The following is a 16,457-nucleotide window of genomic DNA, read 5'->3' as shown; positions in this document are numbered from 1 at the left end:
TGATCCACATCAAATAGTGCTAGATGGCATCACTAGAGGGATTTTTTTCTTTGCCCAGGTCAAGAAAATGCGGCATCGCAAAATTAAACCCCCTCGGCAAACAGGCTGGCGAGCCAGTCGGCAAACACGCGCACGCGCGGCGACAATTGCCGCTGATGGGGATACAGCACGGACACGGGCAGCGGGTCGGGACGCCAGTCCCGCAGCACCTCCACCAGCTCGCCGGTGGCCAGCGCCCGCTCCAGGTGATAGCGCGGCGCCTGGATCAGGCCCAGGCCCGCGCGGCAGCAGGCGTGATACGCGTCGGCATTGTTGACGGACACCGTACCCGGCAAGGCCACGCTGTGGCGCTGTCCCGCCACCTTGAAATCGAAGGGCCAGACCTTGCCCGTCTGGGCGGAAAAGAAATTCACGGCGCGGTGGCCATCGAGCTGCGCCAGGTTCTGCGGCGTGCCGTGCGCGGCCAGGTAGGCGGGGCTGGCGCACGTCAGCTGTTCCAGCAACGCCAGCCGGCGCGCCACCATCGACGAGTCGCTCAGCTCACCCACGCGCAGCACGCAGTCGACGCCTTCGCGCACCAGGTCGACGAGGCGGTCGCCCATGCCGATTTCCAGTTCGATCAAGGGATAGCGGGCGCAGAACCGGTCCAGCACGGGCAGGACGAAATGCATGGCCAGGGTCGCGTGCAGGTCGATGCGCAGCTTGCCGGCCGGCTGCTGCATCGCCGAGGAAAACACGGCTTCCGTTTCTTCCAGGTCCGCCAACAGGCGCACGCAGCGCTGGTAATACGCCTCGCCATCGGGCGTGGGCGTCACTTGCCGCGTGGTCCGCTGCAGCAGCCGCACGCGCAGCCGCGCTTCAAGCTGCTTGATCGCATGCGTGACCGTCGCCTTCGGATAGCCGAGGTCATGCGCCGCCTGCGTGAAACTGCGCAGCTCGACGATGCGCGTAAAGATGCGCATCGCATCGAATCGATCCATGCCCCTGCTCCATTGTTATTCCGTGCTGCACAGTGTAGCGATATCGGCCTTGGTTTTGCAATTCCAGCGCAAGATGCGTGCAACGCAATCGGAGCTTGCGCCGATGTCACTGGATACCCAACTGGCTACACCGCATAATATTTCCAGTTCGCACATGCGAATGGTAATGATTATCATTTGCGATATAATGCAGGTTCACGCTTAAGCGCTCGCTCAGGCGATCATAAAAAGGAATGGGAGACATGGATATATTGAGGGAACTGCGTGAATCGGGCTTGAAAGTGACCATCCCCCGCTTGCGGATTCTGCAGCTGTTTCAAGAAGGCGGCATCAAGCATCTGAGTGCGGACGATGTGTACAAACTCTTGCTGGCTGAAAAGATCGACGTGGGCCTGGCCACCATCTACCGCGTGCTGATGCAGTTTGCCGAAGCGGGCATTTTGTTTCGCCGGCATTTCGAATCGGGCCATGCCGTCTTCGAACTGAATGAAGGCCAGCACCACGACCACCTGGTCTGCACGGGTTGCGGCAAGGTCGATGAATTCGTCGATGAAGGCATCGAACTGCGCCAGAATGAAATCGCCACCGAGCGGGGCTTCGTGCTGCACGAGCACGCGCTGTCGCTATACGGTACCTGCGCCGACTGCACGGCGAAGAAAGTCCCGCCGCGCAAAGCCTCCTGAGGCAGCGCGCAAGGTAGCGCCTGGCAAGCCACCTGCGCTACACTGCGTGCGCCGCAGCTCAACCAGGGACAAGCATGTACATCGGAGAAATCGCCCGCCTGGCGGGCACCTCGCCCAAGGCCTTGCGCCACTATGAAACGCTGGGCTTGCTGGGCGACGTGCGCCGCTCCGGCGCCTACCGCGTCTACACGCAGCAAGATCTGGCGCAAGTCAGACTGATACGCCAGGCGCAGGCGCTGGGCTTCCGCCTGGCCGAACTGCTGCCCATCCTGGCCGGCGACGACACGGACTGGGCCGCCCTGTCGCGGCACATCGCCGCCAAGCGCGCACAGATACAGCAGGATATCGCCCGCCTGCGCCGGCTCGACGCGCAATTGGCCGACATCGACGCGGAAATCGGCGACTGCCTGGCGCGCCAGCACCTAAGTAACCCCCAATAAATTATTGTGATTTCTGACTTCCATAACCGGCCCTCTGCGGCGTTGCCCGCTGCTAGCAGTGCTCGCACTGCGTCGCAGCGGGCGCCTTGCATAGCATCCGGTTCTGTTCGTCATAAATTCACAATAATTTCCTGAGGATTACTTAGCGGCCGCTTGACTCTGCCCCCAGGGGCAGGCTTTAGCATGCAAGCTGTTCTTTAATGGAAAGCCTGCAGCATGAGCAACATTACACCCAAACGCATTCTCATCATCCTCGGCCACCCGTCCAGCGACAGTTTTTGCGCCGCCCTGGCCGAGGCCTATGCCGCCACGGCCCGCAGCGCGGGCCACAGCGTGCGCGAACTGCGCCTGGGCCAGCTGGACTTCGACCAGAACCTGCATGAAGGCTACCGCCAGGTGCAGCCGCTGGAGCCGGACTTGCTGGCCGCACAGGAAGCCATCAGCTGGGCCGAACACCTGGTGTTCGCCTACCCGATCTGGTGGGGCGGCGCGCCGGCCCTGCTGAAAGGTTTTGTCGATCGCATCTTCCTGCCCGGCTTTGCCTTCAAGTATCGTCCGGGCAAGGCTTTCCCGGCGCAGCTGCTGAAGGGCCGCACGGCCCAGCTCCTGGTGGCGATGGATACGCCGCCCTGGTATTTCCGCTGGGTCTACCACATGCCCGGCATCCACCAGCTGCGCAAGACGACGCTGGAATTTTGCGGCGTCAAGCCCGTCAAGGTGGCCAGTTTCGGCCCCATGATCGATTCCACCGCAGCGCAGCGCGCGCGTTGGCTGGAACAGGCGCAGGCGCTGGCCCGGCGCCTGTAAGCCCGGCAACGGATTGCCATGCAGCCATCTTGCATACGGTTTTGACAAGCTGGTAATCAAGCCGTCACATTCCAGGGCTACCATGATGATATTGCCTGTTTGTCAGTCGCCTTGCCGTCGCGACAACAAGGGTCCGCTCGTCATGTAAAGGTAGCCGCTGTGGAGTTCAACGCTTCTCGATTGCATCTTCCCCGTTATCGCACCTCCGTGGCGTTTGATCTGTGCATCCCCACGGAATCGGTGCAGGCCGACGCCAGCAATTTCGCCGTGCTGGAACTGTTCACGGAACGGCGAGACATGATGAGCCTGCCCGTCACGGAGCAGCAGAAACCCATCGGCTTAATCAGCCGCAACATCTTCATGTCGCAGATGTCCAAGCCCTTTTATCACGAGGTGTACGGCAAGAAGAGCTGCATCGCCTTCATGGACAAGGAACCGCTGATCGTCGATGGCGCCATGAGCATCGAAGATCTCACCTTCCGCGCCGTGGAAGCGGGCGAAAAGGCGCTGGCCGACGGCTTCATCATCACGGAAGCTGGTGCGCTGGCCGGCGTGGGCTTCGGCTTGCAGCTGATGAACGTGGTGGCCACCATGCAGGCGGAAAAGAATCGGCAAATCATGCACAGCATCGATTACGCCAGCGTGATCCAGCGCGCCCGGCTGCGCACCTCCGATGCGGAATTGCGCGCCACCCTGCCCGACGCGCACCTGGAATGGCAGCCGCGCGACGTCGTCGGCGGCGATTTTTACTTCTTCGAGCGCCACGCGGGCGGCTGGTTCGCCGCCATCGCCGACTGCACCGGGCACGGCGTGCCGGGCGCCTTCATGACCCTGATCGCCTCGTCGGCCCTGAGCCAGGCCTTGCGCGAACTGGGACCGCGCGATCCGGCCGCCCTGATCGACGCCGTCAGCAGCTCCATCAAGACCTTGCTGGGCCAGGACGGCGCCGGCAGCGACAACGCCGGCCACGCCGGTTCGAACGACGGCATGGATTGCGCCTTCCTGTGTTACGACGACGCCAGCGCCAGCCTGCGTTTCGCGGGGGCGAAACTGGCGCTGTACGTGGTGGCGCCGGGCGAAGAGACCGTGCGCGCCATCGACGGCGCGCGCATGGGCGTCGGCTATGTCGACACGCCCGCCGGCTACTGCTGGCACAACGAGACGCTCGCCATTCCCGCCGGCAGCCTGCTGTTCATCACGACCGACGGCTTGCTCGACCAGATCGGCGGCGCGCGCGACATCGCCTACGGCAAGCGGCGCATGCGCGAGCAGCTGCTGGCGCGACGCGACGCGCCCGCCGGCGACGTGGCGGCGGCGCTGCTGCAGGACAGCGCCGCCTGGCAAGGCAAGCAGCCGCGCCGCGACGACCTGACCTTTTTCTGTTTCCGCCTGTAGTTTTGGCGCCATCGAACCACATTATCAACAAGAAACCGGGTCACCGGCTAGCCAGGAGCACGGACGTGCTGTACGAAGAATTCAACGAGTTTTGGGATGTGGCGCGCAAGCGCAACATCATCTTTTTTTACGTGGGCTATTTCTCGCAGCACGTGGTGAGCGCCATTTCCGAAACCATCAAGGCGCGCCTCGACACGGCCGGCGCGGCCGGACCCACGCGGCGGCGCATCTTTTCCTCGTTCATCGAAATGTCGCAGAACATCATGCACTATTCCGCCGACAGCCTGACGCCCGATGCGCAGCTGGACCAGCAGATGCGGCGCGGCTCGTTTTGCATCGGCACGCGCGGCGACAGCTTTTTTCTGCTGTGCGCCAACCCCGTCTCGACGGACAACGTGGCGCAGATCCGCGCCCGCCTGGAGCCGCTGCACACGATGACGATGGAAGAAATCCGCCTCGCCTACAAGAAGGCCCTGCGCGAGGAAGCGCCGTCCGACAGCAAGGGCGCGGGCCTGGGTTTTCTCACCATGGCGCGCGACGCCAGCGAGCCGCTGGAATTCGAATTCGTCCAGGACCCCCAGGAGCCGGGGCACACCATCTTCTGCATCAAAGCCATCATTTGAAAGAGCCGACTCAGGAAAGCATATGCAATTACCGTCACCACTGTTCATCGCCGCGACCCCGAGTTCGCCCGAAATCGACTTCCGTTTCGAGCAGCACACCCTGTCGATCAAGGGCGAGTCCTATCCGGAAAACGCGGCCGCCTTCTATGGCCCGCTGATCGCCACCGTGCGCGCCTACCTGGACGCCTGCCGCGAGAGCGCCATCACCGTCAACGTCTCGCTGGCCTACTTCAACAGCTCCAGCACGAAGATGCTGTTTACCCTGTTCGACACCCTGAACCAGGCCGCCATCGACGGCAACCAGGTACGCCTGAACTGGTATCACGACGAAGACGACGACACCATCCTGGAGTTCGGCCAGGAGCTGCAGCAGGATTTCACGGCGCTCGATTTCCGCGACCACCCCGTGCGAGGCAGCTAGAGCATGCGCGCCGCCATCTCCGAGTCCGGCCTGGAACCCGACCTGTTCACCGTGGAAGCGGCGGCGCTGGCGGCCGCGCGGCGCATGCACGCCGACATTCACGCCAGCGGCGAGGCGCAGCGCCGCGTGCTCGGTGAACTGATCGTTCACTACGAGCGCCTGATGCGCGAGACGCGCCGGCTGATCGGCCGCAGCGACCGCGCCGAGCGCGACATGCATTTGCTGAACCGGCAATTGCAAACCCTGGCCGGCCAGCTCGAATACCGCGCCACGCACGACCCGCTGACGGGCGCCCTGAATCGCGGCGCCGTGATCGAGCATGCCTCGCGCTGCCTGGCGCAGGGCGACATGGCCCTGATCGTGCTCGACATCGACCTGTTCAAGCAGGTCAACGACGATTTCGGCCACCCGGCCGGCGACGGCGTGATCCAGGCCGTGGTCGACTGCCTGAAGGGATTATTGGGACAGGAGACGGCCATCGGCCGGGTTGGCGGTGAAGAGTTTTCCGTGGTCTGGCCCACCTCTTCGCGCGACGAGGCGGCGCAAATCGCGCAGCGCATCTGCGAAAGCGTCGGCCGCCAGCGCCATGCGGCGCCCATCACGCGCGCCATCACCGTCAGCGTGGGCCTGAGCTGGAACCGCGTCGGCACGCCGTTCGAGACGGCCTACAGCCATGCGGACCAGGCCCTGTACCAGGCCAAGCGCGAAGGACGCAACTGCGTGCGCCAGTGGCTGGAGAGCTGAATCAGCGCAGTGAATCAGCGATGATGCTCGCGCGCCATGCTGCCGTCGCGACGCATGGCGGCAGCGGCGCGCTGCATGGCAGCCACCTGCGCCTCGGGCACCTTGAGGTTACAGGCCAGGTAAGTCTGCACGCGGTTGAAGGTCAGCAGCGGTTCCACCTTGCCCTCCCACTCCTTGCCGGCAAACGGCTTGCTGCCCACCGCCATGCCCACTGCCCACAGGTCGATGCGCCCCAGCAGCAGCTTTTGCGGATTGAGCCACTCCTGCGTCACGGGCGCCACGTTCATGCCGTGCTGGCGCAGGTAGTCGTCGCGCGCGTCACCGAGCACCGTGCCGATCACCAGGCCGCGCGCATCGGCCAGGGTACGCAGCGTCAGATGCCGCTCGGCCAGGCCATACAGTATCCACTCCGCTTCGTTGAGGGGACCGATCCAGCGAAATTGTGCTTCGCGCTCTTGCGTGCGGCTGGTGGAAAAGATGCAGGTGTCGGCTTCGCGCAGCGCCTGCGCATACGCGCGCTTCCACGGCAGCAATTCAATACTGTAGGCGATGCCGGCGCGCGCCATGATGTCGCGCACCTTCGTCGTTTCACGTCCCACGACGACATTGCCTTCCATCATGCTCGATGGCGGCAAGTGCTCGCCGACGATGCGCAGACCAGCCGCCACGGCCAGCGCCGGCATCAGCAGCGCCACTGCCAGCAGCCGTGCCATGCTTGCTTGTTTCATGCTTGCTTTCATCTGCTACAGGGGATTTCCGCCGATGTTACCATCGGCCCGCGCCAGCATCGTCGCATATTATCAATTACACCATTTATTTTCTGCAACGTGACAACAGGTCAACGCCGGGACGATCGCCATGCAGGGAGAAAGGGAAGAATCACTGGCGGAAAACAGTAGGAGTCGAACCTACGGGAGAACGTCTGACGCCCTCCACCGGGTTTGAAGCCCGGCCACATCACCGGATGAGTGTGCTTTCCGCGGTGCCTGAGCTAATACTTAGCTGTTGGGCAAGGCTGCCGTATAGGACCATAGCGCCTGCGGGCGCAATAGATGCCCATTGCCAACACGGCGAGTATAACCGACGCGGTCGAAGAACTCCAGAACCTGGATCGCCCGCTTGCGGCCCAGACCGCTTGCGTCGCGGAACACGGCCGCGCTGACGGCGCCGGAACCGGGCGCAAGGCTTGCTTCCTCTTCGGCTTTTTGCGCCAGATCCCGCACCAGCTGCGCCAGCTCGGCCAGCGCCGCCTGGTGATAGAACAGGTCGTGCACGACCTGGCTGATCTGCCCTGCCTTGGCAAGTTTACGCAACAGCCGGCGCGCGTCATCCTCGGCCAGGCCGAAGTCGCGCGCCAGATCGCGCGTCCACGGCGGCTCGAAGCGCCCCTGCTGCAACGCTGCCAGCAAGGGTTCGGCGACCGCCTGCTCCTGCGGCGTCAATTCCACGCTGTGCGTCGGCAGATGCAGGCTGGCGCCGCGCGCCAGCACCTCGCCGCGCGCCAGCAAGCCTTCAACCAGGTGGCTCCACAAGGCGTCTTCCATCTCCGCATCGACGATGCGCTTCAGGCGCCACAGTTCCGGCCCCGCCTCGTCGGGCGCGCGCGCATGGAACACCGCCAGGGCGGCCAGCACGCGCTGTTCCAGCGCCACCTGCGCCGACGGCGCCAGCAGCAGGGCGTCGCCACCGCGCAGGGCGATGCGCCGCGTGTCGGCCGGCAGCGCGATGGCGTTCGCCGGCAGCAGCGACAGGCGCACCAGCAGCGACTCGCGCAAGCCCAGCGGGCTTTGCGCCAGCAAGGCAGCGATATCGCCGTGCGCCACAAAGGCGGCCAGCGCGTCCAGCCAGGCCAGCCTGGCCGGGCTGCGCCGCTTGCGCGCGGGGCCGAACGGATCGAGCACCATGCCGCCACCCACCGTCTGCGTCGCTTGCGCATTGCGCACCACAAAACGGTCGCCGGGCACGCCGTGCATGGGCGTCTCGAACACCAGCTGTACCCTGCCCGTCTGCCCCGGTGACAGGGTCTCGCCATCGAGCATGACGGCGCGCGCCAGCTGGTGCGCCGCGCCCAGGTGCACGTGCAGCGGCGACCAGGCTTTCAATTGCACGCCGGCGTCGGGCAGCAGGGTCAGTTCCACGTCGAGGCGCTCGGAACACTGCGCCAGCTCGGGCGCGACGATCCAGTTGCCCCGCTCGATGCGTTCGCGCTCGATGCCGGCCAGGTTCAGCGCCAGACGCTGGCCCGCCATGCCCGTCTCGGCCGCGCGGTTCTGCGCATGGATGCTGCGCACGCGCGCTTGCGCGCCGCCAGGCGCCAGTTGCAGCATGTCACCAACCTGCGCGCGTCCCGCCAGCGCCGTGCCGGTGACGATGGTGCCCTGTCCCGACAAGGTGAACACGCGGTCCACGCCCAGGCGGAACAGGCGCCGCTCGTCGCGCTGCGGCAGGCTGCGCGCCACCTGCGTCAGGTGCGCCAGCAAGGCGGCCACGCCGGGATCGTTGTCGCGGCTGGCGGCCGTGGGGAAGATCGGGCTGCCCGCCAGCGGCGTACCGGCCAGCAGCGCCTCGATCTCAAGCTCCACCTGCGCCACGCGGGCGCCATCGGCGCGGTCGATCTTGGTCAGCGCCACGGCGCCGCGCGTCACGCCCAGCAGCCGCAAAATGGCCAGGTGCTCGTGCGTCTGCGGCATGATGCCGTCGTCGGCCGCCACCACCAGCAAGGCGAAGTCGATGCCCGTCACGCCGGACGCCATGGTGCGGATGAATTTTTCATGGCCCGGCACGTCGATCACGCCCAGCACCGTGCCGTCGGCCAGCGGCAGGTAGGCATAACCGAGTTCTATCGAAATGCCGCGCGCCTGTTCTTCCTTCAGGCGGTCCGTGTGCACGCCCGTCAGCGCGCGCGTGAGCGTCGTCTTGCCATGGTCGATATGGCCTGCGGTGCCGACGATCATGCGGACAACTCGGCGAGCTGCGCGATGAAGGCCGTCTCGTGCGCCGCTTCCAGGCAGCGCAGGTCCAGCCACAGGGTGTCCTGGCCGATGCGCCCGATCACGGGACACGGCAAGGCGCGCAGGCGCTGCTCCAGCGTTCCCAGGGGATTGCTCAGGCGCGAAGCGGGCGCGCTGCGGACGGCCAGGCCAAAACTGGGCAGCTGGTCGACGGGCAAGGCGCCACTGCCGATCTGGCTTTTCATCGCTTCGGCCGTCACCACGTAAGCGTTGCCCAGCGCGCCTTGCAGCAGCGGCAGCAGGGTTTGCGCCTGCGCGCGCATGGCGGCCGCGGGGCGCGTCAGCAGGCGCAAGGTGGTCAGGCGTTCGGCCAGCAAGTCCGGCGCGCGGTACAGCTGCAGCACCGGGGCCAATGCGGCCAGGGTCAGCTTGCCGACCCGCAGCGCGCGTTTCAGGGGGTTGCGCTTGATCTTCGCGATCAGGTCGGCGCGCCCGACGATGACGCCGCATTGCGGGCCGCCCAGCAGTTTATCGCCGCTGAAGGTGACCAGGTCGGCGCCCGCCGCGATGGTTTCGCGCACCGTCGTTTCATGCGGCAAGCCATACTGCGCCAGGTCGACCAGGGTACCGCTGCCCAGGTCCACCGCCGTCGGCACGCCGTGTTTTGCCGCCAGCGGCGCGAGTTCATCGAGTTCCACGCTTTTCGTGAAACCGGTAATGGCGTAATTGCTGCAATGGACCTTCATCAAGAGGGCCGTGTCTTCATTCACGCCATTCGCGTAATCGGCCAGGTGGGTGCGGTTGGTGCTGCCCACTTCGCGCAGCACAGCGCCCGCGCGCGTCATCACGTCGGGGATGCGGAAGGCGCCGCCGATTTCCACCAGCTCCCCGCGCGAAACGATCACCTCTTTATTCTGCGCCAGGGTATTCAACATCAGCAGCACGGCGGCCGCGTTGTTGTTGACGATGGTGGCCGCTTCGGCCCCCGTCAGTTCGCGCAGCAGTTCCTCGACCAGGTCGTCGCGGTCGCCGCGCTTGCCCGTTTCCAGGTCAAATTCCAGGTTCATCGGCCACTGCAGCGCTTCCACCACCGCTTGCACGGCGGCGTCGGGCAGCAGCGCGCGGCCCAGGTTCGTGTGCAGCACGGTGCCCGTCAGGTTGAACACGGCGCGCAGCCGCGAGCGCGATTGCGATTGCAGGCGTTCGTCCATTTGCGCGACGATGGCGGCGCTCGATGCGCCCTCTTCGCACACGGCCCCCGCCAGCATGGCGGTACGCAGTTCGGCCAGCACGGCGCGCGCGCAGGCCAGGGTCTGCACGCGGCCGTAGTGTGCTATCAGGGCCAGGCAAGCCGCGTCGCCCAGGATGCGGTCCACCGACGGCAGGCGCACGGTTTGCCCCGTCGTCATGCTGGCTGGCCCTCGCCGCTGTCGTTCTTCCCCAGCCACAGCAGCGGATTGCCGCTGGCGCGCTGGTAGCCCGCTTCGCCCACCAGCAGGTCGAGCATCAGGCTGGCCAGGTCGTCGGCCAGCGGCTCGACGTTGTAATCGTGTTCCTGGTTGAAGACTTTGCGATAGGTATGGCAATCGTCGCAGGTTTCCGCGCGCGCCACTTTTTTAGGATCATTCGCCTTGTTGGGCAATTTGTCGTCCTTGGCCGCCACGGGGTCGAACGGCTTTGCGTCGGCCGCGTCCAGGCCCTGGTAGGCGATCTTGCCATTCTGTTCGCAGGTCGAGCACTTCACGCGCACCATATGCCATTCGCTTTCGCAAATGCCGCAGTGCAGATAGCGGTAGCCCTGCGACTGGCCGCCGATGCGGATCACGCTGGCGACGGGATGCGAACCGCAGACGGGGCACAGGGTGCCCGTTTCCAGGTCCGGCACGCGCGCGGCGCGCAGTTCGCTGGCCGACACCGACCATAAAATCTGCAGCGCGGCGGCGACGAACGGCGCGTGCATGGGATTGAGGTTGTCGCCGTTTTCATCGAGCACGGCATCGGCGCAGGCGTCCAGCGCTGGCGCGTCGAGCGCGCGCAGCTGGGCCAGCACCTGGGTCAGGCCGCCCGATAATGCCGGCTGGCTGGCCGCCGTGGCGGCCAATTCATCGAGCAGGCTGGCAAAGATGTCGCGCCAGACGGGCGGACGGGCGCCATTCACGGGCAACACGGGCATGCGGTGCTGCATCGCGCGGCGCAGCGCGTCGGGGTCGGCGGCGGGCACGGCGCCGGGCGCCAGTTTTCCCACCACGGCGGCCTGCGCGTCGGCCAGCGCGGCCATCAGCACCAGGTAACCCTGCATGCCCGCGTCGACGGGGATGCCCTTGATCTTGCCCTGCGCCAGTTCGCGCAAGCGCAAGGCGCGCGCCTTGAACAGGCTGTCAGGCTGCGGCAGCAGCAGGCGCGGAATCGCGTTGTGGTCCAGGCCTTCGATTTCGCCTGGCTGAAGAATGCGTTGTACCAATGGAGTTTTCCCATCAAAAAAAGCAAGGCAGAGCCAGCGGAGTTGGCTGTGCTGTAAAAGTATTTTAATCGATAAAAAGAAAGGGGCCAGTCCTGGGGGACTGGCCCTGGCTGTCGCTGGCAGAGAAAAACGCCGGCGGCGGAGCATGTCGGCTTACGCGAAGCTAAGCCGACCTACCCTTCTGCTTACTTTTCCGTATGACGGATCACCGCTTCAAACCACTTCGGATGGTGCTTGCGCGCCCAGCCGTAGGTGACGGTGCCGCGCACCATGGCGCCGATCGAGCCCTTGACCCAGATCGCCGCGTAGATGTGCACGATGATGGCGCAGATGATGGCAAACGCACAACCGGCATGCAGCAAGGCGGCAAAGCGCACCACGTCGATCGGGAAATAGAACGCGAAATACGCGCGCCAGATCACGATGCCCGACAGCAGCAAGCCGATCATGCTGGCCAGCAGCGCGAAGAACAGGATCTTCTGGCCGGCATTGTATTTGCCGATCTTCGGCAGCTTGTCTTCGCGGTTGTTGAGCACGTCATCCATCTGTTTCAGCCACTGTTTGTCGCCGTCCTCGAACTTGTTGTGGTGCCAGAAGCGCACCACCAGGATCGCGAACGAGACAAACATCACCAGGCCGGCAAACGGATGCAGGATGCGCGTCCATTGCCCGCCGCCAAACAGGTTCGCCAGCCACGCCATCGAAGGATGGAACATGGCCAGGCCGGACAGCGCCAGCATGACGAAGGTGATGGCGGTCACCCAGTGATTCGTGCGCTCGTTCGGGTTGTAGCGTTCGATCAAGGGATTGCCATCCTTGTCGCGCAGCTTGCCATCGTGAAGGTCACTATGCTTCATGCTGTTCCTCCCGGATGCGCCTGGCCTCTTCCAAGGCTTCGTGCTCTTCGTCCTTGTTCACTTCGTTCGGACCGACACGCGTGTAATGGAAGAAGCCTGCCAGTGCCGTGGCAGCCATGCCGGCCACCGCCAGCGGCTTGGACCAGCCCTTCCAGAAGCCCACCATCGGGCTGATGCGCGGGCGTTCCGGCAAGTTCGAATACAGCTTCGGCTTGTCGGCATGGTGCAGCACGTACATCACGTGCGTGCCGCCCACGCCCAGCGGATCGTACAGGCCCGCGTTCTCGAAACCGCGCGACTTCAGGTCGACGATGCGTTCTTCCGCATGCACCTTCATGTCTTCCTTGGTGCCGAAGAGAATGGCGCCCGTCGGGCAGGTTTTCACGCAGGCCGGTTCCTGGCCCACGGCCACGCGGTCCGAGCACAAGGTGCACTTGTAGGCGCGGTCGTCCTTTTTCGAAATGCGGGGCACGTCGAAAGGACAGCCGGCCACGCAGTAGCCGCAGCCGATGCAGTTTTCCTGGTGGAAATCCACGATGCCATTCGTGTACTGCACGATGGCGCCCGGCGCCGGACAGGCTTTCAAACAGCCCGGGTCCTCGCAGTGCATGCAGCCATCCTTGCGGATCAGCCACTCGAGGTTGCCGTCGTTGTCTTCGTGTTCGGCAAAACGCATCACCGTCCACGATTGCGGCGTCAGGTCCGTCGGATTATCATAGGTGCCATGGTTTTCACCGACTTCGTCGCGCAAGTCGTTCCATTCCATGCACGCCGTCTGGCAAGCCTTGCAGCCGATGCATTTCGACACATCGATCAGCTTGGCCACGGTGCCCGTCACCGGGCTGCGCGCTTGCGGCGGTGTCACCGTGGTCGCCGACAGGCGCCGGATATCTAAGGATTGCAGTGCCATTATTGAGCTCCCATCATGCTTTTTCCACCTTCACGAGGAAGGACTTGAATTCCGGCGTTTGCGAATTCGCATCCCCCACGCCCGGTGTCAGGGTATTGATCAGATACCCCGGCTTGGCCACGCCCGTAAAGCCCCAGTGCAGCGGCAGGCCCACGGTATGCACCTGCTTGCCCTCGATCATCAACGCCTTGATGCGCTTGGTAACCACGGCCTTGGCGATGATGTGCCCCCGTTTGGAACTGACGCGCACTTCACCGCCAGCAACGACGCCGATGCTCTTGGCCAGCTCTTCGCCGATTTCAACGAATTGCTGCGGCTGGATGATGGCATTCAGGCGCGCATGCTTGGTCCAGTAATGGAAATGCTCGGTCAGGCGGTAGCTGGTCGCCACATGCGGATATTCCTCATGCGTGCCGAACATTTTCCGGTCATCGGCGAACACGCGCGCGGCCGGATTGCTGGTCGCCTGCGGGTTTTTCGGATGCATGGGGTTGTAGCCCAGCGGATTTTCGAACGGCTCGTAATGCTCGGGGAACGGTCCTTCGGCCATGGCGCCGCGCGCAAAGAAGCGCGCCACGCCTTCGCCCAGCATGATGAACGGACCCATGCCGTTTTCCGGCGGTTCGTCGACCTTGAAGTCGGGAATATCGGCCCCGCTCCAGTTGGTGCCATTCCATTCGATCAACTTGCGCGTCGGATCGAACGGCTTGCCCTTCAAGTCGCATGAAGCGCGGTTGTACAGCACGCGGCGGTTCGCCGGCCACGCCCAGGCCCAGCCCAGGGTCTGGCCGATGCCGGTCGGGTCGCTATTGTCGCGCCGTCCCATCTGGTTGCCCGCCTGCGTCCAGCTGCCGGCGAAGATCCAGCAACCGCTGGTGGTGGTGCCGTCGTCGCGCAATTGCGCAAACGAGGCCAGCTGCTCGCCCTTTTTCACCAGCAGCTTGGTCGCGTCCTTCGGATCGTACAAGTCGGCCAGCGCCTTGCCGTTGAATTCGCGGGCGATTTCTTCCGGCTGCGGGTTCTCCGGCTGCGCATAATTCCACGTCAGGTTGAGTATAGGATCGGGGAACTTGCCGCCCTCTTTCTTGTACATGCTGCGCATGCGCAAGAACAGGCCCGACATGATTTCCAGGTCGCTGCGCGCCTGGCCCGGCGGTTCGGCCGCCTGCCAGTGCCACTGCAGCACGCGCGAAGAGCTCACCAGCGAACCGCGTTCTTCGGCGAAGCAGCTGGTCGGCAAGCGGAACACTTCCGTCATGATCTTGGTGGGATCGACTTCATGGTATTGCCCGTGCGGCTTCCAGAATTCGCCCGTTTCCACGGCCAGCGGGTCCATGATGACGAGGAACTTCAGCTTCGACAGCGCTTCCGTGACCTTCTGCTTGTTCGGCGCGGACGCCAGCACATTGAAGCCCTGGCAGATATAGCCCGTCATCTTGCCTTGGTGCATGTTCTCGATGGCTTGCATCAAGTCATACGGCTTGTCGAGTTTCGGCAGGTAATCGAAGGCGTAATTGTTCTCGGCCGTGGCGAAATCACCCCACCACGTCTTCATGAAGCTGACGTGGAACTTGCGGTAATTGCTCCAGTAGCTGAGCTGGTTCGGCCGCAGCGGCTTGGTGGCGCGCGCAGCGATATACGCATCGAAATCCTGCTCGCCCTCGTTGGGCAGGGTCATGTAACCCGGCAACAGGTTCGACATCAGGCCCAGGTCGGTCAAGCCCTGGATGTTCGAGTGGCCGCGCAAGGCGTTCATGCCGCCGCCCGCGATACCCATGTTACCCAACAGCAACTGCACCATGGCGCCCGTGCGGATGGTTTGCGCGCCCGTCGAGTGGTGCGTCCAGCCCAGCGCGTACAGGATGGTGCCGGCGCGTCCCGGCACGGCGGTCGAAGCCAGGGCTTCCGCCACCTTGTGGAACTTGTCGGGCGACACGCCGCACGTCCGTTCGACCATTTCGGTCGTGTAACGTGAGTAGTGCTTCTTCATCATCTGGTAGACGCAGCGCGGGTGTTCCAGGGTCGGGTCGACCTTGGCATAGCCGTCGTCGCCGATCTCGTAATCCCAGGTGGCCTTGTCGGTGTACTTGCCTTTTTCCTTGTCGAAACCCGAAAACAGGCCATCTTCGAACGCATAGTCTTCGCGCACGATGAAGGGCATGTCCGTGTAGTTGCGCACGTACTCATGCTGGATCTTGTCGTTCGTCAGCAGATAATTGATGATCGCGCCGAGGAAGACGATGTCCGTGCCGGTACGCGTGGCGCAGTAGTAATCCGCCACGGATGCGGTACGGGTAAAACGCGGATCGACAACGATCAGCTTGGCCTTGTTATGCGCCTTCGCTTCCGTGACCCATTTGAATCCGCAAGGATGTGCTTCTGCTGCATTGCCGCCCATGACCAAAATCACATCGGCATTCTTGATATCGACCCAATGATTCGTCATCGCGCCACGGCCAAACGTCGGGGCAAGACCTGCCACCGTCGGTCCGTGTCATACACGCGCCTGATTATCAAAGGTCAGCATTCCCATGCTGCGCACTGTCTTGTGGGTCAGATACCCGACCTCGTTGCTGCCGGCGGACGCGGCCAGCATGCCGGTGGAGAGCCAGCGGTTGACGGTCTTGCCGTCGGCATTCTTTTCGATCAGGTTGGCGTCGCGGTCATCCTTCATCAGGCGCGCGATCTTGTCGAGCGCCACATCCCAGGAGATCGGTTGCCATTCCGTGCCGCCCGGCGCGCGGTATTCGGGCACTTTCAGGCGGTTCGGGCTGTGGATGAAGTCGACCAGGCTGGCGCCTTTCGGGCACAGGGTGCCGCGGTTCACCGGATGATCGGCATCGCCTTCCACGTGGATGATGCTGGAGACGGCATTTTTCGCACCGTCGCCCAGACCATACAGCAGGACGCCACATCCTACCGAACAGTAAGGACAGGTATTGCGTGTCTCGGTGGTGCGAGACAGCTTGTATTGCCGCACTTCCGCCATCGCCTGGCCCGGTGCGAAACCGAGCAGGGCGAGGCTGGAACCAGCAATGGTCGCGCCAGTTACCCGAAGGAACTGGCGCCTGGACATCTGAACCATATTCAGGCCTCTATGATGTGAGTAAATAAAAAGTCATACGGCGTCGTGGTAGTGTCATATCACCAAGATATAAGCACCATGCCTATGCCGTATGACAGTA

The 16,457-nt window shown here is 63.9% G+C and carries 15 protein-coding genes and 1 tRNA gene; 7 read left to right on the top strand and 9 right to left on the bottom strand.

All coding sequences use genetic code 11. The features are described 5' to 3' along the window. Positions 1 to 83 precede the first annotated feature (83 nt). The gene (locus KY494_RS27520; RefSeq protein ID WP_219888992.1) at positions 84 to 980 is read right to left on the bottom strand and encodes a LysR family transcriptional regulator; all 897 of its coding nucleotides are present in this window, start codon (positions 978 to 980) and stop codon (positions 84 to 86) included. A gap of 242 nt (positions 981 to 1,222) precedes the next feature. On the opposite strand from KY494_RS27520, the gene fur reads away from it, so the two are divergent. The 7 genes from fur (at position 1,223) to KY494_RS27485 (ending at position 6,093) form a co-directional block, all read left to right on the top strand. Next, positions 1,223 to 1,663: a ferric iron uptake transcriptional regulator gene (fur, locus tag KY494_RS27515; protein WP_219888990.1), complete on the top strand. Its 441-nt coding sequence runs from the start codon at positions 1,223 to 1,225 to the stop codon at positions 1,661 to 1,663. Positions 1,664 to 1,737: 74 nt separating this feature from the next. Then, the gene (locus KY494_RS27510; protein ID WP_219888989.1) at positions 1,738 to 2,103 is read left to right on the top strand and encodes a MerR family transcriptional regulator; all 366 of its coding nucleotides are present in this window, start codon (positions 1,738 to 1,740) and stop codon (positions 2,101 to 2,103) included. A gap of 216 nt (positions 2,104 to 2,319) precedes the next feature. Further along, positions 2,320 to 2,910, top strand: a complete 591-nt coding sequence (locus KY494_RS27505; RefSeq protein WP_219888987.1) for an NAD(P)H-dependent oxidoreductase — start codon at positions 2,320 to 2,322, stop codon at positions 2,908 to 2,910. 180 nt (positions 2,911 to 3,090) lie between these two features. Then, a complete protein-coding gene (locus KY494_RS27500; RefSeq protein ID WP_219888986.1) occupies positions 3,091 to 4,305 on the top strand; it encodes a SpoIIE family protein phosphatase in 1,215 nt (404 codons plus the stop codon). A gap of 65 nt (positions 4,306 to 4,370) precedes the next feature. Then, a complete protein-coding gene (locus KY494_RS27495; protein WP_070222302.1) occupies positions 4,371 to 4,928 on the top strand; it encodes a SiaB family protein kinase in 558 nt (185 codons plus the stop codon). A gap of 22 nt (positions 4,929 to 4,950) precedes the next feature. Further along, a complete protein-coding gene (locus tag KY494_RS27490) occupies positions 4,951 to 5,349 on the top strand; it encodes a DUF1987 domain-containing protein (RefSeq protein WP_219134538.1) in 399 nt (132 codons plus the stop codon). 3 nt (positions 5,350 to 5,352) lie between these two features. Then, complete coding sequence (locus tag KY494_RS27485) at positions 5,353 to 6,093, top strand: GGDEF domain-containing protein (protein ID WP_219134537.1); 741 nt, start codon at positions 5,353 to 5,355, stop codon at positions 6,091 to 6,093. 14 nt (positions 6,094 to 6,107) lie between these two features. Here the strand turns inward: KY494_RS27485 and KY494_RS27480 are convergent, their stop codons facing one another. The 8 genes from KY494_RS27480 to fdnG all read right to left on the bottom strand — a co-directional run bounded on the left by KY494_RS27480 (position 6,108) and on the right by fdnG (position 16,357). Then, on the bottom strand, positions 6,108 to 6,821 hold the full coding sequence (locus tag KY494_RS27480) for an ABC transporter substrate-binding protein (protein WP_257572107.1): 714 nt from the start codon (positions 6,819 to 6,821) through the stop codon (positions 6,108 to 6,110). 155 nt (positions 6,822 to 6,976) lie between these two features. Next, positions 6,977 to 7,072, bottom strand: a tRNA-Sec gene (locus tag KY494_RS27475). A 19-nt stretch (positions 7,073 to 7,091) separates the two neighbouring features. After that, the gene (gene selB, locus KY494_RS27470) at positions 7,092 to 9,047 is read right to left on the bottom strand and encodes a selenocysteine-specific translation elongation factor (protein ID WP_219888984.1); all 1,956 of its coding nucleotides are present in this window, start codon (positions 9,045 to 9,047) and stop codon (positions 7,092 to 7,094) included. After that, positions 9,044 to 10,453: an L-seryl-tRNA(Sec) selenium transferase gene (gene selA, locus KY494_RS27465; protein ID WP_219888982.1), complete on the bottom strand. Its 1,410-nt coding sequence runs from the start codon at positions 10,451 to 10,453 to the stop codon at positions 9,044 to 9,046. The genes selB and selA overlap by 4 nt, the downstream gene beginning before the upstream one ends. Continuing rightward, the gene (gene fdhE / locus KY494_RS27460) at positions 10,450 to 11,505 is read right to left on the bottom strand and encodes a formate dehydrogenase accessory protein FdhE (RefSeq protein WP_219888980.1); all 1,056 of its coding nucleotides are present in this window, start codon (positions 11,503 to 11,505) and stop codon (positions 10,450 to 10,452) included. Before fdhE ends, selA begins: the two co-directional genes overlap by 4 nt. Before the next feature lie 185 nt (positions 11,506 to 11,690). Next, on the bottom strand, positions 11,691 to 12,362 hold the full coding sequence (locus KY494_RS27455) for a formate dehydrogenase subunit gamma (protein WP_219134533.1): 672 nt from the start codon (positions 12,360 to 12,362) through the stop codon (positions 11,691 to 11,693). Beyond that, the gene (gene fdxH, locus KY494_RS27450) at positions 12,352 to 13,272 is read right to left on the bottom strand and encodes a formate dehydrogenase subunit beta (RefSeq protein WP_219888978.1); all 921 of its coding nucleotides are present in this window, start codon (positions 13,270 to 13,272) and stop codon (positions 12,352 to 12,354) included. Before fdxH ends, KY494_RS27455 begins: the two co-directional genes overlap by 11 nt. A gap of 13 nt (positions 13,273 to 13,285) precedes the next feature. After that, the gene (gene fdnG, locus KY494_RS27445; RefSeq protein ID WP_219888976.1) at positions 13,286 to 16,357 is read right to left on the bottom strand and encodes a formate dehydrogenase-N subunit alpha; all 3,072 of its coding nucleotides are present in this window, start codon (positions 16,355 to 16,357) and stop codon (positions 13,286 to 13,288) included. Positions 16,358 to 16,457: the final 100 nt, after the last annotated feature.

This window comes from Janthinobacterium sp. PAMC25594 (assembly GCF_019443505.1).
GTDB lineage: Bacteria > Pseudomonadota > Gammaproteobacteria > Burkholderiales > Burkholderiaceae_D > Janthinobacterium.
Note: the sequence above shows the minus strand (reverse complement) of the source record. Positions and strands in the feature narration are given on the sequence as shown.